Genomic DNA, 20451 nt, shown 5'->3' on the forward strand with positions numbered 1-20451 from the left:
GACCTCGTGCGTGCCGCACGCGCACCGCGAGCACGCCGCGCGGGCCGCGTGATAAGGAGCCGCATGCGCTACGACTCGGTCTTTCGCGCGGGCCTCTTCGCCGGGCAGACGCACATCGTCACCGGCGGCGGGAGCGGCATCGGTCGCTGCACGGCGCACGAGCTCGCGAGCCTCGGTGCGACGGTCGTGCTGGTCGGCCGCACGGAGGCGCGGCTCGCGCAGGTGAAGGACGAGATCACGGAGGACGGCGGGCGCGCGCTCACGTTCACGTGCGACATCCGCGACGAGCCGCGCGTCCGCGAGGTGGTCGCGGCGACGCTCGCCGAGACCGGACGCATCGACGGCCTGGTCAACAACGCGGGCGGACAGTTCGCCGCACCGCTCGCCGCGATCAGCCAGAAGGGCTGGGATGCGGTGGTGCGCAACAACCTGACCGGCGGCTTCCTGTTCGCGCGCGAGTGCTACACGCAGTGGATGAACGAGCACGGCGGCGCGATCGTCAACGTGGTCGCCGACTTCTGGGGCAGCATGCCGGGCATGGGTCACTCGGGCGCGGCGCGCGCCGGCATGGTGAGCTTCACCGAGACCGCGGCCTACGAGTGGGCGGCGAGCGGCGTGCGCGTCAACGCGGTCGCGCCGGGCTGGATCGCGTCCTCCGGCATGCACACCTACCCGGAGTGGATGCGGCCGCACCTGAAGGTGCTGCACCGTGCGGTGCCGCTGCAGCGCCTCGGCACGGAGTCCGAGGTGTCGGCGGCGATCTGCTTCCTGCTCTCGCCGGCGGCGGCGTTCATCTCGGGCGCCGTGCTGCGCGTCGACGGCGCCGCGCCGACCGCGCGCCTCGCCTCGCCGCTGTCGGCGCTGTTGCCGGGCGCGTCCGAGAACGCCGCGCGCGGCGAGGGCACCTGGCCGCTGCAGCCGCACGAGCGCTCCCAGCCGTGGAACGGCTTCCACCGCGCCGGGCCGAGCAAGCTGTTCGCGGACGAGTAGCCGGATGGGAGCCTCGCCTCGAGGAGCGGCGCGGACGCTGCGCGAGCGACGTCCGACGCGCGAGCGCGGCGCCGCCGGCCTGCACTACGACCCGGCGTTCGTCTCGCCCGACGAGCACGACGCGCTCGTGCGCTGGCTCGAGAAGCTGCACCCGATCTGGGAGAACCGCTTCACCGACCGCCACGCGGCCGCGACCGGCGTGCAGCGCCAGCTCCTGCGTCCGGTGTACTGGCTCGGCAGCTGGCAGTTCGCCTGCCTCGACTACTACCGGCCGCCCGCCGGCGTGCACGACCGCGCCGTGCGCGCCGAGCCCTTCCCGCCGGTGCTCGCGCGCCTCGTGCGGCGCATCGAAGCGCTGACCCGCGCGATGTTCCGCCCGCCCGACCTGCCGCCGCGCTGGCGGCTCAACACCTGCCTGATCAACCTCTACGGCAGCGTGCTGCGCGACGGGAAGGCGGTCGACACGGCGCGCGTCGGCGAGCACCGCGACTTCGAGCCCGGTCCGGTCGCGTCGATCTCGCTCGGCGAGCGCGCGCTCTTCCAATTCGTCACCCGCGGACGGCGCGGCGAGCCGTCGTCGGTCGTCACGCAGCGCTGGCTCGACGACGGCTCGCTGCTGATCTTCGGCGGCGAGCAGTGGAAGAACCGCACGCTGCACCGCGTGCAGCGCGTCGACCGGCGTGCCGGCATGCGCTTCCACTTCCCGGTCGAGGGCTTCGAGACGCGGCGGGTGAACTTCACGCTGCGCTTCGTGCCCGAGGAGCACGTCGTGCCGTTCGCGAAGCTCGCGCCGCAGGCGCGCGACGACGTGCGGCGCTACGTCGCCGAGCTCGCGAAGCACTCGTCGTTCTTCCGCCGCGAGCTCGAGCGCGAGACGCGCGCGGCGTGAGCACGCCGGCGCGCGTCTCGCGTCCGCAGAGCTTGGTCAGCAGGAGTAGATCCGCCGCAGCAGCTCCGGCAGCAGATCGTTCTCGTGGATGCGCTCCTGCGTCGTCTTGTCGCGATCGCGGAGCGTCACCGTGCCGTCCTCCATCGTCTGGTGGTCGACGGTGATGCCGAACGGCGTGCCGATCTCGTCTTGACGCCGGTAGCGGCGCCCGATCGAGCCCGCCTGGTCGTACTGCACGGGGAAGTGCGGACGCAGCTTGGCGTAGATCTCCTGCGCCTTCTCCGGGTGACCGCCCTTGCGCAGCAGCGGGAAGACCGCCGCCTTCACCGGCGCGAGCCGCGGGTGGAGACGCAGCACGACGCGCGTCTCGCCCTCGACCTCGTCCTCGTCGTAGGCGTCGACCAGGAAGGCGAGCGTCGCACGGTCGACGCCGGCCGCCGGCTCGATGACGTAGGGCACGAAGCGCTCGCGCGTCTCGTCGTCGAAGTACGACAGGTCCTTGCCGCTGTACTGCGAGTGCTGCTTGAGATCGAAGTCGCCGCGGTTCGCGATGCCCTCGAGCTCGGACCAGCCGAAGGGGAATTTGTACTCGACGTCGGCGCAGCCGCGCGCGTAGTGCGCGAGCTCGTCCGACGCGTGCTCGCGCAGGCGCAGGTTCTCCTTCTTGATGCCGAGGCGCAGGTACCAGTCGAAGCGCTCCTTCTTCCAGTACTCGTACCAGTGCTGGTCCTCGCCCGGCTTGACGAAGAACTCCATCTCCATCTGCTCGAACTCGCGCGTGCGGAAGAGGAAGTTGCCGGGCGTGATCTCGTTGCGGAACGACTTGCCGACCTGCGCGATGCCGAACGGCAGCTTCTTGCGCGCGGTGTCGAGGACGTTCGCGAAGTTGACGAACATGCCCTGCGCGGTCTCGGGACGCATGAAGACGACGTTCGCGTCCTCCTCGACCGGCCCCATGAACGTCTTGAACATCAGGTTGAACTGGCGCGCCTCGGTGAGCTCGCCGCCGCACTCGCCGGGGTGCGTCTTCGGCAGGACGCCGCCGTTCTCCTCGGCGAGGTGATCGGCGCGGAAGCGCATCTTGCACTTCTTGCAGTCGACGAGCGGGTCGGTGAAGCCGGCGACGTGCCCCGACGCCTCCCACACGCGCGGGTGCATGAGGATCGAGCAGTCGAGCCCGACGACGTCGCCGCGCGCCCACACCATGTCGCGCCACCACGCTTCCTTGACGTTGCGCTTGAGCTCGACGCCGATCGGACCGTAGTCCCAGCAGCTCGCGAGACCGCCGTAGATCTCGCTCGACGGGAAGACCAGGCCGCGACGCTTCGCGAGCGCGACGATGCGCTCCATCAGCCCCGCTTCGGATGCGGGGGTCGCCGCGGGCGACGCCTTCGATGCCTCCTGCGTCATGACGGATGAGCTCCTCGGATCAGCGGCGCGCGACCCGGACGTCCGCGTCTCGCGGCGTCCGCGCGCGCCGGCGCGAAACTTTCACGAGCTAGCACGCGACCCGGAGGCCGGCCAGGGAGCTCGTGCGAGCGTCGACCAGAGCGAGCCGGCGCCGTCTTCGGACTGGCGCCAGACGCCGATGCGATCGCCGAACACCGCGCCCAGGTAGACCACCGGCCCGACCTGCTGCGCCGAGGCGATCGCGCCGACCACCTCGCCGTCGTGCGCGAGCACCTGGTCGACGCTCAGCGTCTCCGGGTCGATCTCGAGCAGCGCCCACGGCGAGCGGCAGGCGCCGCCGCGCAGGCAGCCGAGGAACGCGAGGCTCGAGGTGTGGGTCGCGAGGTAGAGCGTGCCGTGCGTCGTCCAGCTCAGGTTGTCGGGCGCACCCGGCACCTCGACCTCCGTGCGCTCGCTGCCGTCGAGCCGGATGCGCACGAGCTTGCCGCTCCCGGTCTCGGCGTAGAAGAGCGTCTCGCCGTCGAACGACAGCGCGACCCCGTTCGCCGCGCTCGCCTCGGTGTTCGGCACGCGGCTCCAGCCCGCGCCGCGACGCCACAGCAGGACGTCGCCGGTCGCGAGGCCGAGCCCGACCTTCGCGTTCTCCCACAGCGAGTCCATCGACTTCAGGTAGTTGCTCACCACCACGCGGCCGTCCGGGCCGACCGCGACGTCGTTGCCCGAGGTGCCCGCGGGCAGCGGGATGCAGCCGCGCCACGCGAGCGTCGCCGCGTCGCCGCTGCCGCGAAGCGAGAAGATCTCGACCGACTCGCGTCCGCCGTGGTTGACGACGTAGAGGTCGTTGCGCGCGTCGACGAACACGCCGTGCGGATGGAACGTCTCCGGATCGGGCGGCGTGCAGCCCGGCTCACCGAGCGCGCCGTCGTTCTCGACGGTCGCCGTCGGCGACGGCCACAGCGTGCGCGGCGTGTCGGCGCCCGGTGTCAGACCGGCGAGCGCTCCGCCCCCGCCCAAGAAGCGGAACTGGCTCACGACGAGCAGGTTCGACTGCGGCGCGTAGGCGACGTCCTCGGGGTTCTCGAAGCCGCACACGCTGCCGAGCGGCTGCGCCTGGCTGCACGCGCCGCGCGGCTCGGCCGCGCACGCCGCGAGCCCCGCCGCGAGCAGCGCGGCGAGCAGCGGACGCACGACGTCCCCGAGCGACGGCATGCACCCCTATCGATCGCGCGTCGCGGCTCCGCAAGCCCGAGCGTTCGACGTGCGTGGTGCTGCGGCTCCGACGTACTGCGGCTCAGTGCCGCCCGGCGAGCACCGCGCGCACGATGCGACGCACGTCCTCGTCGGTGAACGGACCGAGGAGCTGCGCCCGCTCGGCGTCCTCGCGCAGACGCTCGTGGTCGAGCTGCGCGGGCAGCAGCAGGAGCAGCGGCAGGTTGCTCGTCTCCGGCTCGCGACGAAGCTGCGCCGCGAGCCCGAGCCCCTGCCCGTGCGGCAGCGCGAGGTCGATGACGATCGCGTCGGGACGGCGCACGATCTCGAGCAGGTCGAGCGCCTGACGCGTGTCGCACGCGACCGATCCCGCCGCGTCGATCTCCTGCACCGCTTGACGGAGCGGCGCGAGCTCGCGCAGCTGCGCGCTGACGAAGACGATGCCGCCGAGCTTGCGTCCCACCGCGCGCTGCATCTGCTCGACGCAGCGCTTGGGGTCGATCGGCCGGCGCAGGAGGCTGCACCAGCCGAGCTCGAAGCCCGTGCCGGCGTCGGTCGTGCCGTAGACGATCCAGCGGTGCGCCGACCAGAGCTCCGAGTCGTTCTGCAGCGCCACGCCGAGCGACGCATCGAGCAGGTTCACGGCCGCGATCGAGGTCGTGGCGCTCGGCACGTCGCCCTCGCCGCTCCAGTACGCGGCACCGCTCGCCTCGGCGGTGTCGCGGACGAGCTCGCGCGCGTTGGCGTTCGAGTCGACGTGCAGCACCGCGTGCTCGAGCCGGACGTCGTCGACGACGGCGTCGAGCGACGACGCCTCCTCGACCTCGCCGAGATCGACCTCCTCGGGCTCCGGCGCCGCCTCGACCTCCGCACCCTGATCCTCGCCGTCCTGCTCCTCGAGCGCCGCGACCGCGGCCGCCGCGATGTCGCCGAGCTGCTCGTCGCCGTTCTCGGGCAGCTCGAGCGTCTCGAGGTCGTCGTCCTCCTCCGCCGCTGCGCCGTTCCAGCTCGTCGAGCCGTTGCCGTGCAGCGCGCTCGTCGTCGCGGCGCGCGACTCCTCGACGCGGCTTCGCACGAGCGCGATCTCGTCCTCGAGCTCGCGGATGCGCTGCTCGCGCTCGTCGATGGTCCGCGCCTGCAGCGCGCACAGCTCCTCGAGCTCGCGCAGGCGGCCGTCCTGCGGCGACGCGCCGGCGAGCTGCGCTTCGAGCTCCGCGATGCGGGCGCGCGCGCTCTCGGTCTCGGCGCGCAGCGCGGTCTCGGCGCTCGACGCGCGCTCCTGCCAGACGCGCTCGGCCTCGCGCGCTTCGGCCAGGCGCGCGGTCAGCTCCTCGATCTCGAAGAGGTAGCGCTCGACGTCGGCCGGCGCGGCGGCCGCGTCGTCGCGCTGCGCGGGACCGGAGCGCCCGCGTCCCGGCGAGAGCAGCAGCCCGAGCAACCGGAAGGTGACCGCGTGCGAGCGCAGCAGCGTCGCGTTCAGGCGCCCGGCGCGCGAGGCAAGGACCAGCACGCCGACCGGCTGCGCGAGATCGAACAGCGGCACGATCGCGGCGCACTCGATCTCGGGGCTGCCCTCGCGCAGGGCCGGCATGAGCGGCTCGCGCGTCGAGCGGTCGAGCAGCAGCACACGACGTTCCGTGAGCGCGCGCTGCACGAGCGATCCACCGATCGTCGCGAGCTCCGCGGGCGTCGTCTCGAGCAGCTCGCGCGCGTGATCGGGCAGACCACGCGCCGCGACGCACTGCGGATGGCGCGCCGGATCGAGCAGCACGAACGCGCCGGTTGCGACCTCGAAGCCCGCGAGCGCGACGTCGAGCAACGCCGACGCGCGCACCGCGACGTCGTCCGACGAAGCTTCGCTGCGCGCATCCGCGGCCAAGAGCTCGCGCAGCAGGCGCGTCGACAGAAAGCTCGCGGACTCGCGCAGCGCGCCAACGAAGCCACCCGTACGCGCGCCCTCCCCGAACGAACGCACGTCCCTGGTGCCGACCTCTGCGATCAACGCACTTCCCTCCCCGTCCGTGCGGTCCCCCTCCGTACGTCGGACGTCGCGCGCCGCAACTTGATGGGGTCGCAAGCTCAAGTTCCGACCCCGCACCGTCGAAGCGAGAGCAGGCGCTGGGATCGTTGCGGGGACGGGGCATGGTCGGTGGAGAGACCGCGAGGGGCTTGGAGAGCGAGCGGGGCGGCATCCGCTTGATGCTGGTCCGCACGCACGGCTGTCGCATCTGCGTTGCGCTTGACGCTGTCGAGGGCGTGCTCGACGGGCCGCACGCGCCCGACGCGACGACGTTCACGCTCGCCGACGGCACGAGCATCCCGCTCGTCGACTGGGCGAGCGTCACCGGCGTCCCGGAGCCGCCGCGTACGGACGAGACGCAGGTGATGGTGCTCAAGACCGCGAGCGGTCTCGTTGGCCTACGCATCGGCGCGTGCCTCGGCGTTCGCTCGGTGTCGCTCGCGCGCACGCCGCCGATGCCGACGCGACTCACGGACGCGAGCGGGAGCCCGCTCTGCTTCCTGCTCATGCTCGACGGCCGTCCGCACCTGATGCTCGAGCCGCGCGCCCTGCTGACACGGCTTCCGGCGTCCGACGGCGGCGTCCCGGCCGAGCAAGGGAGCCTCGCATGAGCGCGTCGCGCGTCCTCATCGTCGACGACAGCCTGACCATCCGCCGGGCGCTCGAGATGATCCTGAAGCCGCTCGGCTACGAGCTCGATTTTGCGCTCGACGGCGCGCAGGCGCTCGAGCGTGCGACCGCGCTCAGGCCCGATCTGATCCTGCTCGACTACGTGCTGCCCGACATGCGCGCGCCCGACGTCTGCTCGGCGCTCGCCGCGAATCCGGCAACGGCGCACACGCCGATCATCCTGGTGTCGGCGAAGGGCGCCTCCATCCGCCAGACCTACCAGGACGCCGACAACGTCGTGAGCTACATCACCAAGCCCTTCAAGCCCCAGGTCGTCGCCTCGGTCGTGGAGAACGCGCTCGCGCGCGGACGCGCCGCCGCGGCCACGCCCCGTGAGCCGGGTCATGCGACGACGCTGCGCAGCCCCGTCGCCGCGCGCGTCGAGCCGTCGACCGCGCGCGCCGGCGAAGCCCGCAGCCAGGTCGCCGCGCCGGCCAACGTCGAGCAAGCGTTCGCCGCGCTGCTCTCGCAGCTCGAGGGCGCGATCTGCGAGGACGCGGCCCTGCGCGGCTCCTCGCGCGCGCCCTTGCCCGGGATCACGCCGCGGCTGCGCGGCGCCGCGGAGCGCTTGAACGACGTCGCCCAGCACCTGAACGGCGAGTCCCTCGTGCCGTACCGGCTGCGCGAGGACGGCTCGTTCGCGAACATCGCCGCGACGCTGCTCGAAGCGCACCGCTATCTCTGCGAGGCGGCGATCCTGCTCGCGGCGAGCGGGGCGCCGAGCGCGGTGCTGCCGCGCGCGCCCGAGGTCTTCGTCGTCTGCCCCGAGCGCCACGCGCTCGCCGGCGAGATCGCCGACGCGGTGCGCGCACGCCATCTCGTCCCGCTCGCGATCGGCGACGAGTTCGCGCAGCTGCCGCACCTCGTGCGTCTGCTCGCGCCGCGCGTCGTGATCGGCGTGCTCGGCGTCGACGAGGCGGCCGACGCGGCGCTGCACGCGTGCCTCGCGCTCGACGCGCCGCTGACGCGCTTCGTCGCCTTCGGCGGCGACGCGGCTGGCGTCGATCCCCGCTTCGCGAGCCACGTCGAAGCGATCGACGCGCTCGGCGACGTGCTCGGCGACGTCGCGCAGGAGGCAGGCCGCGACAGCGCCGCCGCGCCCGACATCGACCTCGAGGTGGTGACGGTATGAGGCGCGTCCGCGCGCACGGAGGGAAGCGCCGATGAGCCTGCCCGGGAGCCCGACGCCGGCGATGCAGCCGCCCACGGGGACGGCGGCGGCACCGCGCAGCGACTACTGCATCTTTCTGCGTGACGGACGGCGCTTCGCGCTGTCGACGCTCATCGCCAAGGAGGTGCTCGAAGCGCGGCCGTTCACGCCCGTGCCGTACGCGCCGCCCGAGCTGCTCGGCGCGTTCAACCTGCGCGGCGAGGTCGTGCCGCTGGTCAACCTCGATGGCTTTCTCGGGGTGGAGGGCCGACCGGCGGGACGCGGCGACACGCTGCTGCTCCTGAGCCACGGCGACCTCGTGCTCGCGGCGGTCGTCGACCAGGTGGTGGTGATCAAGCACGTCGCGCCGTGGGAGATCCGGCGCTCGAAGCTCGACCCGGCGATGCGCAACCCGCTCGTGCGCGGCATCGTCGGTCGCGACGGCGAGCAGACGCTGGTGCTCGATGGGGAGAAGCTGCTCGCCGCCGTCGTCGGGCAGATCGCCGACGGCCTGCGCGGCCGCGGCAAGACGCCGAGCGGGCCGTCGGTGCTGAGCGCTCCGGGGGGGAGCGCGCGCACGCAGGGGACGGCGCAGAACGACGGGGGTACGGACGCACGCCTTGGCGTCCGGGCGGGTGGAGAGGAAGCGGAGGCGCGCGACGCGCAGGACGCGAGCGCCGCGCCGCCCACGCTTACCGCCGGGGGAGGTAGCACGTAATGCAGGCGCAAACGCGAACTCTCGCCGCGGCGCGGCCGCGGCTCTCTACGGCGACGCGCAGCCAGACCGGCGATCCGGGGCGTGCCGGAGCGCTGCGCCTGGCCGCGGTCGCCATGGTCATCGCGATCGGCGTCGGCGCGATCGCGCTGCTCGCGAGCCGACGCATGCTCGAGAACGCGACTCTGTCGCAGCTCGAGACCGTGCGCGCCGCGGTCGTGGCCGACGTCGCGCGCTTCACGCGCGAGCTCGGCGACACGACGGCCGGACTCGCGTCCGATCCGCGCCTCGCGACCTTCCTGCGCGAGATGCGCGACGCGCAGCGCCGCAGCGCCACGAGCCGCTCCCGCGTCAACGAGGAGGCGGCCGTCGTGCGTCCGCGCTGGCTCGCGGCGACCGCCGAGCGTCACGGCTGGAGCGACGTCCTGCTGGTCGAAGCGGGGACGGATCGCGTGGTCTACGCCACCGGCGACGAGCCGATGGTGACGGTCGGCAGCGCGCTCGAGCGCGCCGTGCAGGAAAGCGCGGACAAGCGCGACGGCGCGGCGATCGTCGACGCCGGACCCGACTCGGCGTTCGGCGGCCGCAACATGCTCTTCGCAGCGGCGCCCGTGCTCGACGGCAACACACGCCTCGGCACGCTCGTCGTCGCCGTCGACGACAAGGCGCTCGAGCGCGCGCTGCGCGGCACGAGCGGACAGCCGGTGCCGTTCGCGCTCGGCGACGACGGCTCGGTGTGGCTGGTCGACGCGTCGCAGCGGCTGCGCAGCAACCTCGGCCTGCGCGCGGTGCAGCTCGGCGAAGGCTCGGAGCTTCCGAGCGACACGGCGCTGTCGCCGCTCGCCGAGGCGCTGCGCGGCGAGGAAGCCGCCGGCAGCTACGCGAGCGACGCCGGGACGGTGCTCGCGGCGTACGCGCCGCTCGAGATCGGCAGCGCGCGCTGGGCGGTCGGCGCGCAGGTGCCGCAGGCGGCGGCGCTCGCGCCGATCCGGCGCATCGGGCTCGACGTCGCGGGCGCGACGCTGGTCGCGGCGATCCTCGGCTGGGTGGTCGGCGGACGGCTGTGGAACCAGTTCTCCGGCCGGCTGCGCGAGCTGTCGAAGGTGCTCGCGCGCGCGCAGCGCGGCGACCGTCAAGCACGTCTCGACACCAAGCAGGGCGGCGCCGTCGGCGAGCTCGCCGCGGCGATCAACAAGGTGCTCGACGAGCGCGCGAACGCGATCGCCCGCGCGGAGCAGGAAGCGCAGCGCTCGGCGCGCGATGCCGAGGCGCTGCTCGACGTCGTGCGCGAAGCGGCGCGCGGCAACCTCTCGCAGCGCGCGCAGGTCGAGGACGGCGTCCTCGCCAACGTGTCGCGCGCGCTGAACGAGATGCTCGAGGGCGTCGACACGCTGGTCGCGTCGATGCGCGCGATGTCGGGTCGCCTCGGCGAGTCCGCGTCGCAGATCCGCGGCTGCACCGATCAGGTGTCGAGCACGGCCTCGTCGCAGGCGCGCGAGTGCGGCTCGCTGCTCGCGACGGCGAACGCGTTGCGCGCCGGCAACCAGCAGATCTGCGAGCAGTGCGCCGCGGCCGTCGACGTCGCACGTCGCACCGAGCAGGCGAGCAAGCTCGGCCAGAGCGCACTCGCCGACCTCATCGCCGGCATGGACGGCCTGCAGCGCGAGACCCGCGCCGCCACCGTCAAGATCAAGCGGCTCGGCGAGCGCTCGATGCAGATCTCGGCGATCACCGGAACGATCTCGAAGATGTCGGCGCAGACCGACATGCTGGCGCTCAACGCTGCGATCGAGGCCTCGCGCGCCGGCGAGCACGGTCAGGGCTTCACGGTCGTCGCCGAGGAGGTCCGCAAGCTGGCCGAGCGCGCCGCCGCGGCGACCAAGGAGGTCGAGCGCCTCATCGCGGGCATCCAATCGGACGTCAACGAAGCGGTGAGCGGCATGGAGCGTCAGGCCGAGCGTCTCGAGATGCAGACCGCAGCGGCCTCGCAGGCCGAGCACGCGCTCGAGCGCGTGCACGCGGTGACCAACGAGGCGACGACGATGCTCGAGCAGATCGCGAGCGCCGCGAGCGCGCAGCTCGAGCGCGCGAACGACATCGAGGCCGCGCTCAAGCGCATCGCCGAAGCCGCGAAGGGCGTGCAGCAGTCGAGCGAGCAGGCGCGGCGCACGACCGGTCAGCTCCTCACCGCATCCGAAGAGCTCGGCGCGAGAGCGAGCCACTTTGCAGCTTGAGGGCGCGATGAGCGACGCCACCGCCAGACGGCAACTCGACGCCGACGCGGCGCCCGATCCGGAGGGACGCGTCCGGCTCGCGCTCGAAGCGAGCGCGCCGGGCCTCAGCGTCAGCACGATCCGCGACCTGTTCCGGGTCGAGGCGAGCGAGCTCCTGGCCGGCATGCACCACCGCCTCGGCCAGCTCGCGAACGACCTCGGCGACGGCAGCGGGCTCGCGGAGATCGCCGCGCGCGGACACGCGCTGAAGGGATCGGCCGCGCTCGCCGAGCTGCCCTACCTGAGCCGCGCCGGCGCGATCCTGCAGCGCGCCGCGGAGCTCGCTGCGGAAGGGGCGCGTCGCAACCACGCCGCGGCGCAGGAACTGGTGCGCGCGACGCGCGCCGCGCTCGGTCCCGCGCAGCGCATGCTCGACGACTGCGTGGACGGCGACGTCGCGAGCCAGCAGGGTCTGTTCGACGAGCTGCTGTCGGTGTTCGATCCGGAGTCGCGCGCGGCGCTCGAAGGCAGCGTGCGCAACGACGAGGCGAACGCCGCCGCCCTGCCCGACTTCGAAGAGCTCGCGCCGATGCCGGAGCTCGAGGAGCTCGCCGCGATGCCGACCGAGGAGGTGCTCGCCGACGACGAGCTCGCGCAGCAGCTCGACGAGTCCGGCGACGACCCGAGCGGCTACGATCCCGACCTCGCCGCGTTCCTCGCCGAGACCTTTCAGGACGAGCTGCGCGAGCTGCTCGCCGCCGTTCCCGAGCTGGTCGCGAGCCTCGCCGACCCGGCGCAGCAGATGAACGCCTGCGCGGACCTCGGACGCATCTTCCACACCGTGAAGGGCAGCGCCGCGACCGTCGGGCGCGACGATCTGCGCGAGGTCGGCGCGCTCTTGCAGCGCGCCTTCGAGGAGCACGCCGACGAGAGCGTGCTGCCGCTCGAGCCGTCGTTCCTCGCGAGCCTCGAGAAGCCGCTCGAGACGGTCTTCCTCGCAGCCGGCCTCGAGCCGCCGTCGGCGGCGCTCGAGCTCGCGCTGTCGGCGGCGAACGCGAGCCTGGTCGACGCGGACGCCGATGCCGCCGCCGACCTCCTGGCGGACGCCGACGACGCCGAGCCGGAGGTGGAGCTCGCCGCCGCGCTCGCGCCGGAAGCGGACGTCTTGCTGCACGCCGACGACGCCGAGCCGGCAGAGGTCGCGCCGGAAGCGGAGAAGCACGCGGAGGTCGCGCCGCAGGACGCCGACGTCGCGCCGCACACCGATGCCGCGCCGCAGCCGGACGTCGCACGGCCCGCCGACGCCACACCGCGCGCCGACGAGCGTCTCGTGCCGCAGATCGAGCCCGAGATGATGGAGGCGTTCACGCTCGACGCGGACGCCGCGCTGAGCGCCTCCGAGACGGCGCTCCTCTACCTCGAGCGCAACCCGCGCGACCGCACGCAGCTGCGCGCGCTGTTCCGGCACTTCCACACGCTGAAGGGTGCCGCCGCGGCCGTTGGCTTGACGCAGATCGCCGAGCAGCTGCACGCCGGCGAGACGCTGCTCGAGACCGTCATCGAGAGCCCGCTCGAGAGCAGCCCCGAGCGCCTGATCGAGCTGCTGCTCGAGCTCGTCGATTCGGTCGCCGGCCTCCTCGCGCAGGCGCGCGGCGTGCCGCACGACCACCAGATCATGATCGACGTCGAGGCGCGCGTCGCCGAGGTGCTGGCGAGCGTCACCGCGTCCACCGCGGACGACGTCGGGCACGGCGCCGCGCAGACCTCGGGCGTCGCGTCGCAGGACGCGACGACGCCGCTGCACACCGCGCCGACCGATCTCGACTCCGCGATCGTGCGCGTCCACGCGAGCCGCCTCGACCTGCTCATGAACCGGGTCAGCGAGCTCGTCGTCAGCCGGACGCGCATGGAAGACGCGATGAGCGCGATCTACGAGCTGAAGGACAAGCTCCGGCTCGGCAAGTTGCAGCTCAACGAGACCGTCGAGGGCTTCCGCGGCTTCGAGTTCAACCCGGCCCAGGCGCAGGCGAACGAGGACGCCAAGGCGAGCGACACGAGCTCGCCGCTCGACTTCAGCGACCTCGAGTTCGACAAGTACGACGACTTCAACGTGCTGACGCGCACGCTCGTCGAGCTCGCCGCCGACGCGGGCGAGATCGTCGAGCAGCTCGGCGACATGATCGACACGCTCGCCGAGGAGACGCGACAAGTATCGAAAATCACCTCGAGCCTGCAGCGCACGATCACCGGCATGCGCCTGCTGTCGATCGACACGCTGTTCCGCAGGCTGCAGCGGCCGATCCGCGACGCCGCCCGGCAGACCGGCAAGCAGCTCGAGGTCAAGACGGTCGGCGGCGAGGTGCAGGTCGACCGGGCGCTCATCGAGTCGCTCTACGGACCGCTGCTGCACCTCGTGCGCAACGCGGTCTCGCACGGCATCGAGCCGGTCGCCGACCGCCGCGCGGCGGGCAAGCCGGACACCGGCGTGATCGAGCTGCGCGCCGTGCAGCGTCACGGCACCGTCGAGGTGAGCGTGCGCGACGACGGACGCGGGCTCGACTTCGTCGCGATCCGGCGCAAGGCGGAGAGCCTCGGCCTGATCGAGCCGGGCGAGCAGATGAGCCGCGAGGAGCTCGCGAAGCTCATCTTCCGTCCCGGCTTCTCGACGCAGAACCGCGTCACCGACCTCGCCGGACGCGGCGTCGGGATGGACGTCGTCGCGGGCGAGGTCGAGCAGCTGCGCGGCACGGTGTCGGTCGAGTCCGAGGACGGGCGCGGCGCGACCTTCCGCATCACGCTGCCGCTCGCCGCGATGATCGATCAGGTGCTGCTGCTGCGCGCGGGCACGCAGGTCTACGCGGTGTCGCAGGGTCCGATCGAGACCGTGCTCAACGTCGAGCCGGAGATGCTGCGCGACGGCCCGGACGGGCTCGTGCTGCGGATCGGCGACGAGCAGCTCCCCGCGCTGTCCCTGCCGATGCTGATCGGCCCCTGCGCGAGCCACACCTGGTCGTCGGCGCGCTCGTCGCACGACGAAGCGGTGCGTGCGGCGCGCGGCACGATCTCGCTCGGCAGCACGGCGGTGGTTCTGCGCGCCGGTGCGTCGAGCCGGCTCGCGCTGCTGATCGACCGCATCGAGGCGCAGCGCGAAGCGGTCGTGCGTCCGCTGGGCCGCCTGTTCGCGGGACATCCGTTCCTCACCAGCGCGACCTTCGCCGGCGATGGGCAGGTGATCTTCGTGCTCGACGTCGGCCGCCTCGGCAATCTGCTCGGCTCGCTCGCGCCGCTGACCGTCGCCGAGGCGCGCGCGCTCGCGGAGTCGGCCGAGGCGACGGTGCCGGAGCCGGAGTCCGCGATGGTGCTCTGGGCGGACGACTCGATCAGCGTCCGCAAGCTCGCGGGCCACTTCCTCGAGGCCGAAGGCTGGAGCGCGCGCACCGCGGTCGACGGCCGCGACGCGCTCGAGAAGCTTCGCCAGGGCAGCTTCCGCGTGCTGGTCACCGACCTCGAGATGCCACGCATGCACGGCTACGAGCTGCTGCAGGAGATCCGCTCCGATCCGCGCCTGCGCGACCTGCCGGTGATCGTGTGCAGCTCGCGCTCGAGCGAGAAGCACCGTCGGCGCGCACAGGAGGCCGGCGCGAACGGCTACCTGACGAAGCCGTTCACGCAGGAGACGCTCGCCGCCGCGCTGCGCGAGTGGCTGACCTAGCGTCGGCGGCTGCGCACGCGGCGTCCTTGCGATAACCTCGCTCGCGTATGCGCGCCGACGCGATCGACGACCGAGACGCGAGCTGGCTGCCGCTCGTGCACGCCGTCGTCGCGGCGTCCGCGATCGCGATCTCCGGCGCCCTGGGCTCGATCCAGGTGTGGATCCTGACGCTCGCGGGCGCGATCGTGTCGTACTGGCTCGCGCGCCGCGACCTCGCCGAGCCGGCCACCAAGGACCACGTCGCGACGCTGCTGCGTCTCTCGTTCCTCGCCGTGCTGTGCGCGGGCGCCTGGGACAACCGCGATCGCACCGTCGGCTGGCCGCCGGAGATCACCGTCGGCGAGATCCTGGGGCTCGTCCTGATCGCGGCCGGGATGTGGCTGCGCCATCGTGCGCTCGCCGTGCTGGGTCAGCACTACTCGGTGAAGCTCCTGGTGCGCGACGACCACCAGCTGGTCGAGGACGGCCCCTATCGCTTGCTCCGTCATCCGAACTACACGGGCCTCGCGCTGGTCATGGCGGGAACGGCGCTCGCCCTGCGCAGCCCGCTCGCGCTGGTCGCGGTGCTCGTGCTGTGGCTGCCGGCGCTGATGCTGCGCATCGCGCAGGAAGAGAACGTCCTCCGGCTCCACCTCGGCGCGGCGTACGAGCGCTACGCGGAGCGCACCTGGCGGCTCGTTCCCGGCGTCTACTGAGCGGCTCGACGGTGAACGTCCACGCGGCCACCTTCACGGGCGTCAACGCGCTCAGCGTCGACGTCGAGGACTGGTACCACGACGAGAGCCGCGGCTTCGGTCCGACCGAGGACGAGATCGCCGCGGGGTCGCGCCGCGTGCAGAGAAACCTCGAGCGCCTGCTCGAGATCTTCGCGCAGAGCGGCACGAAGGCGACGCTCTTCTTCCTCGCCGACGTCGCGACCGAGCTCGCGCCGCTCGTGCGCGCGGCGGCGCGGGAAGGGCACGAGATCGCCTGCCACGGGCTGCGGCACGTGCCGGTCGACTTCCGCGAGCGCGCCGAGTTCGGCGCCGACGTGCGACGCGCGCGGGAGATGATCGAGGACGTGCTGGGCGCGCCGGTGCTCGGCTTCCGCGCGCCGTGCTTCGTGCGCCACGAGGCGCACCTCTGGGCCCTCGACGAGATCGCCGCGGCGGGCTTCGTCTACGACTCGAGCTGGATGCCGCTCGAGTTCTGGCCGGGCGAGCCGCGGCTCCTCGGCAACGGCGGCGGTCCGGTGCGGCTCGAAAACGGGCTGTGGGAGTTTCCGCTCCCGCTGACGCGCATCGCGACCGGCCACGTGCTGCCGCTCGCCTGCGGCGGGTTCCCGCTGCGTGCGTTCCCGCTCGGCTTCACGCGCCACTACCTCCGACGCTTCAACCGCGAGGTCGGCCCGGCGGTCGTCTACACGCACCCGTGGGAGATCGATCCCGACTCGCCGAAGCTTCCCGGCACGCGGGCGCACGTGCGCTTCTTCAACGGCGTCGGACGGCGCGGCATGGCGGACAAGCTCGCGCGCTTGACGCGCGAGATGCGCTTTGCGCCGCTCGCAACGGTGTACGCGCGCGAGCTCGCGAGCGAGCCGGCGCTCAGCGCTCATCCGGCTCGCTGAAGTCGTCGCGCAGCACCGGACCGAGGAGCTCGAGCGAGCGCAGCCGTCCGCGCAGGTGCGGCGTCAAGAGCAGATCGAGCGCCATCGCGACCTCGCGCGCGACGCGCGGCTGCAGCCGCAGCGCGATCGTCGGCTCGTCGCCGTACGGATCGAAGACGGGACCGGCACCGTTGCCGCGCGCGACCCCGCGGTCGACCGCCGTCTGCAGCATGCCCAGGCACTCGAGCGCCGCGGGCGAGACCAGCATCCCGCCCTCCTCCTGCGACCGGCACGCGGCGCACAAGAGTCCGCCGAGCGAGACGACGAGCCGGATCGGTCCGCGCTCGCCCGCGAGCGCGCGACGGCAGCCGCGGCAGTGGACGAGCTCGGGGCGATAGCCCGAGGTGCTGAGCGCCGCGAGCTCGAACAGGCGCAGCGTCGCGGGACCGGGCTCCGCCGCGTTCAAGCGCGCGAGCGTCGCCGCGACGACGCCGTAGAGCTCGTCGCCGACCTCGTTCTCGATCGTCATCTTGTCCGCGAGCTCGACGACGTGGCTCGCGGCGGTGAAGCGCTCGAGCGAGTCGAGCAGGCGCGGCCAGGGCGAGAGAAAGGTCGCGCGCTCGAGGAAGGCGAGCTCGGCGTGCGGGCGGCGCCGGTAGTCGAGCTGCACGTGCGAGAAGATCTCGAGCGTCCCGGGGAAACGCCGCTGCGAGCGCTTCGCGCCCTTGGCGATGCCCGAGAACTTCCCCGCCGAGCGCGACAGGACGGTGACGATCTTGTCCGATTCGCCGAACTCGCGCGTTCGCAGCACGATGGCCGGCGTCGATTCGACGCGCACGGGGATTCGCTCTAGCACGACGATTGACAGTGAAAAGTCGCGTGCTTAGCTTCCGCGTGTTCTTCGCTCGCAGGCCGCACCACCCACCTCGAGCGGCCGCCCTCGCAGAACATACGAGATGAGCAAGCACGACTGGCAGAAGGACGCCGACCAGGCTGCATCCGCGGGCGGGGATCCCGAGGAGACACGCGGCAACGGTCACGACGCGGTGACCGACGCCCCGACCGACGGCGCCGCCCAGGCCCAGGATTCCGCCGCGGCGCAGGATCCTTCGGACGCGCAGAATCCGGGCGAGGCGCAGCAGGCGTCCGATCCAGGGGACAACCCGCGGCCGCGCACGCTCGAGAAGGCGCTCGACCAGATCGACCTGCTGCGCGACCAGCTCGCCGCCAAGACCGAGGAGGCCGCGCAGCACTACGATCGTCTGCTGCGCGAGCGCGCGGAGCTCGAGAACTTCAAGCGCCGCATGCAGCGCGAGCGGGCCGAGGCCCTGCGCTACGCCTGCGAGCCCTTGCTGCGCGAGCTACTGGGCGTGATCGACAACCTCGAGCGCGCCGTCGACGCCGCGAACAAGGCGGCCGAGGGCATCGATCCCAGCGCGCGCGGGCCGGTCGACGGCCTGGTCAGCGGCGTGCAGATGGTCCTGCAGCAGTTCCAGGAGATCCTCGGCCGTTCCGGCGTGACGCGCATCGACCCCCAGGGCCAGGTGTTCGACCCGGCCGTGCACGAGGCGGTCGCCCAGGTCGAGAGCGAGGCCGAGCCCGGGACGGTGGTCGAGGCGTACATGCCCGGCTATCGCCTGCACGACAGGCTGCTTCGCCCGGCGAAGGTGGCGGTGGCGAAGACCCCGAGCCAGCACTGACCGCTTCGAGCGGAGGGAGGTGCCCCCGCGTCGTGTTGCCGTCGTGGCCCCTCCGAGCTTCCCGCGCTTTCTTCACGAGCGCGGGTTGAATCACCCCGCATCGTGATTATCTGCGTCGGTGCCTGCGGGAAAAAGGTCTGAAGAATCCAGGGTATTCGAGGGGATCAATGAGCAAAGTCATCGGCATCGATCTGGGCACCACGAACTCCTGCGTCGCGGTGATGGAGGGTGGCGACCCGACGGTCATCACCAACTCGGAGGGTAGCCGCATCACCCCGTCGGTGGTGGCCTTCGCTGAAAACGGCGAGCGGCTCGTGGGACAGATCGCGCGCCGTCAGGCGGTCACCAACCCCGAGAACACGGTGTTCGCCATCAAGCGCCTGATCGGCCGTCGTTACGACGACCCCGAGGTGCAGAAGGCGATGAAGGTCCTCCCGTACAAGGTCGTACGGGGCGACAACGGGGACGCCTGGGTCGAGTGCCGGGGCAGGAAGTACAGCCCGGCGGAGATCTCTGCCTTCGTCTTGCAGAAGATGAAGCAGACCGCCGAGGACTACCTGGGTGAGAAGGTCACGCAGGCGGTCATCACGGTGCCGGCGTACTTCAACGACAGCCAGCGCCAGGCGACCAAGGACGCCGGCCGCATCGCGGGCCTCGAGGTGCTGCGCATCATCAACGAGCCCACGTCGGCGTCGCTGGCCTACGGTCTCGACAAGAAGAAGGACGAGAAGATCGCGGTCTTCGACCTCGGCGGCGGCACCTTCGACATCTCGGTGCTCGAGGTCGGTGACGGCGTCTTCGAGGTCAAGTCGACCAACGGCGACAACTTCCTCGGCGGCGAGGACTTCGACCAGCGCATCATCGATTACCTGGCCGACGAGTTCAAAAAGGATCAGGGCATCGACCTGCGCAACGACCGCATGGCGCTCCAGCGCCTGAAGGAGGCGGCCGAGAAGGCGAAGATCGAGCTCTCGAGCGTCGCCGAGACGGACATCAACCTGCCGTTCATCACCGCCGATGCCTCGGGTCCGAAGCACCTCAACATGAAGCTGTCGCGTGCGAAGCTCGAGGCGCTGTGCAGCGACCTGCTCGACCGGCTCGAGCCGCCCTGCATCACGGCGCTGCGCGACGCGGGCCTCACCACCAAGGACATCGACGAGGTGGTGCTGGTCGGCGGCATGACGCGCATGCCGGCGGTCCAGGCGCGCGTCAAGAAGCTGTTCGGCAAGGAGCCGCACCGCGGCGTGAACCCTGACGAGGTCGTGGCGATCGGTGCCGCGATCCAGGGCGGCGTGCTGAAGGGCGAGGTCAAGGACGTCCTGCTGCTCGACGTGACGCCGCTCTCGCTCGGCATCGAGACGCTCGGTGGCGTCTGCACGAAGCTGATCGAGAAGAACACCACCATCCCGACCAAGAAGAGCCAGATCTTCTCGACGGCGTCCGACAACCAGTCGGCGGTCACGATCCGCGTCTTCCAGGGCGAGCGCGAGATGGCGGCGGACAACAAGCTGCTCGGCCAGTTCGATCTCGTCGGCATCCCGCCTGCGCCGCGCGGCGTCCCGCAGATCGAGGTCACCTTCGACATCGACGCGAACGGCATCGTGCACGTGAGCGCGAAGGACCTCGGCACGGGCAAGGAGCAGTCGATCCGGATCACCGCGTCCTCCGGCCTCACCGAGGAGGAGATCCAGCGGATGATCCGCGACGCGGAGGCGCACGCCGAGGAGGACAAGCGTCGTCGCGAGACGATCGAGGCGCGCAACCAGCTCGACTCGCTGATCTACCAGACCGAGAAGTCGCTCGCGGACAACAGCAGCGCCATCGACGCCGACGCGCGCGGTCAGATCGAGACCGCGATCGCGGACGCGAAGAAGGTGCTCGAGGATCAGAGCGCCGACGCCGAGACGTTGCGCCGCGCGACCAACGACCTGAGCAAGGCGTCGCACAAGCTCGCCGAGGTCATGTACGCCAAGGCGACGCAGGGCGCCGACGCGAAGGCCGACGGCGGCGAGGCGAGCGGCGGCGGCGGCAAGTCCTCCTCGAAGGACGACGTCGTCGACGCGGACTTCGAGGAAGTGAAGGGCTGAGTGCTCGCGCGACGACGGCGCCGCACACCACGGCGCCGTCGTCGTCTGCGGGCGCGCATTCGCTCGCTTGCAGAGCGTGAGTAACTGACCCAAAATCCGCCG

At 72.1% G+C, this 20451-nt stretch carries 15 protein-coding genes; 11 read left to right on the top strand and 4 right to left on the bottom strand.

The annotated features are described in order from the left end of the window. Positions 1–63: 63 nt before the first annotated feature. Positions 64–990, top strand: coding sequence for an SDR family oxidoreductase (locus VIS07_17685; protein HEY8517346.1), 927 nt, complete (start codon positions 64–66; stop codon positions 988–990). A 4-nt stretch (positions 991–994) separates the two neighbouring features. After that, positions 995–1879 (top strand): alpha-ketoglutarate-dependent dioxygenase AlkB, encoded by an 885-nt coding sequence (locus tag VIS07_17690; GenBank protein HEY8517347.1) that lies wholly within the window; start codon positions 995–997, stop codon positions 1877–1879. A gap of 36 nt (positions 1880–1915) precedes the next feature. Here the strand turns inward: VIS07_17690 and VIS07_17695 are convergent, their stop codons facing one another. The 3 genes from VIS07_17695 to VIS07_17705 form a co-directional block, all read right to left on the bottom strand. After that, positions 1916–3229 (bottom strand): glycine--tRNA ligase, encoded by a 1314-nt coding sequence (locus VIS07_17695; GenBank protein ID HEY8517348.1) that lies wholly within the window; start codon positions 3227–3229, stop codon positions 1916–1918. Positions 3230–3370: 141 nt separating this feature from the next. Then, the gene (locus VIS07_17700) at positions 3371–4498 is read right to left on the bottom strand and encodes an SMP-30/gluconolactonase/LRE family protein (GenBank protein ID HEY8517349.1); all 1128 of its coding nucleotides are present in this window, start codon (positions 4496–4498) and stop codon (positions 3371–3373) included. Between the two features lie 82 nt (positions 4499–4580). Next, positions 4581–6500 carry a GAF domain-containing protein gene (locus VIS07_17705; GenBank protein HEY8517350.1) on the bottom strand — a complete coding sequence of 640 codons (1920 nt, stop codon included), beginning with the start codon at positions 6498–6500 and terminating at the stop codon, positions 4581–4583. 167 nt (positions 6501–6667) lie between these two features. Between VIS07_17705 and VIS07_17710 the strand changes: the two genes are divergently transcribed. Genes VIS07_17710 through VIS07_17740 form a run of 7 tightly spaced genes read left to right on the top strand, consistent with a single transcriptional unit; the run spans position 6668 to position 16583 of the window. Next, the gene (locus VIS07_17710) at positions 6668–7129 is read left to right on the top strand and encodes a chemotaxis protein CheW (protein HEY8517351.1); all 462 of its coding nucleotides are present in this window, start codon (positions 6668–6670) and stop codon (positions 7127–7129) included. Beyond that, the gene (locus VIS07_17715; protein ID HEY8517352.1) at positions 7126–8319 is read left to right on the top strand and encodes a response regulator; all 1194 of its coding nucleotides are present in this window, start codon (positions 7126–7128) and stop codon (positions 8317–8319) included. The genes VIS07_17710 and VIS07_17715 overlap by 4 nt, the downstream gene beginning before the upstream one ends. Before the next feature lie 31 nt (positions 8320–8350). Next, complete coding sequence (locus VIS07_17720; protein HEY8517353.1) at positions 8351–9055, top strand: chemotaxis protein CheW; 705 nt, start codon at positions 8351–8353, stop codon at positions 9053–9055. Continuing rightward, on the top strand, positions 9055–11286 hold the full coding sequence (locus VIS07_17725; protein HEY8517354.1) for a methyl-accepting chemotaxis protein: 2232 nt from the start codon (positions 9055–9057) through the stop codon (positions 11284–11286). Before VIS07_17720 ends, VIS07_17725 begins: the two co-directional genes overlap by 1 nt. Positions 11287–11293: 7 nt before the next feature. Beyond that, entirely contained in the window at positions 11294–14977 is a 3684-nt protein-coding gene (locus VIS07_17730; protein ID HEY8517355.1) for a response regulator, read from the top strand. Positions 14978–15024: 47 nt separating this feature from the next. Further along, positions 15025–15672: an isoprenylcysteine carboxylmethyltransferase family protein gene (locus VIS07_17735; GenBank protein ID HEY8517356.1), complete on the top strand. Its 648-nt coding sequence runs from the start codon at positions 15025–15027 to the stop codon at positions 15670–15672. An 11-nt stretch (positions 15673–15683) separates the two neighbouring features. Beyond that, positions 15684–16583 (top strand): polysaccharide deacetylase family protein, encoded by a 900-nt coding sequence (locus VIS07_17740; protein HEY8517357.1) that lies wholly within the window; start codon positions 15684–15686, stop codon positions 16581–16583. Here VIS07_17740 and recO read toward each other — a convergent pair. Further along, positions 16561–17400, bottom strand: a complete 840-nt coding sequence (recO, locus tag VIS07_17745) for a DNA repair protein RecO (protein ID HEY8517358.1) — start codon at positions 17398–17400, stop codon at positions 16561–16563. The genes VIS07_17740 and recO overlap by 23 nt on opposite strands. A gap of 118 nt (positions 17401–17518) precedes the next feature. On the opposite strand from recO, the gene VIS07_17750 reads away from it, so the two are divergent. Then, a complete protein-coding gene (locus VIS07_17750) occupies positions 17519–18262 on the top strand; it encodes a nucleotide exchange factor GrpE (GenBank protein HEY8517359.1) in 744 nt (247 codons plus the stop codon). Positions 18263–18429: 167 nt separating this feature from the next. Further along, a complete protein-coding gene (gene dnaK / locus VIS07_17755; protein ID HEY8517360.1) occupies positions 18430–20349 on the top strand; it encodes a molecular chaperone DnaK in 1920 nt (639 codons plus the stop codon). Positions 20350–20451 lie beyond the last annotated feature (102 nt).

It is taken from the genome of Candidatus Binatia bacterium (genome assembly GCA_036563615.1).
Classification (GTDB): Bacteria; Desulfobacterota; Binatia; order UBA12015; family UBA12015; genus DATCMB01.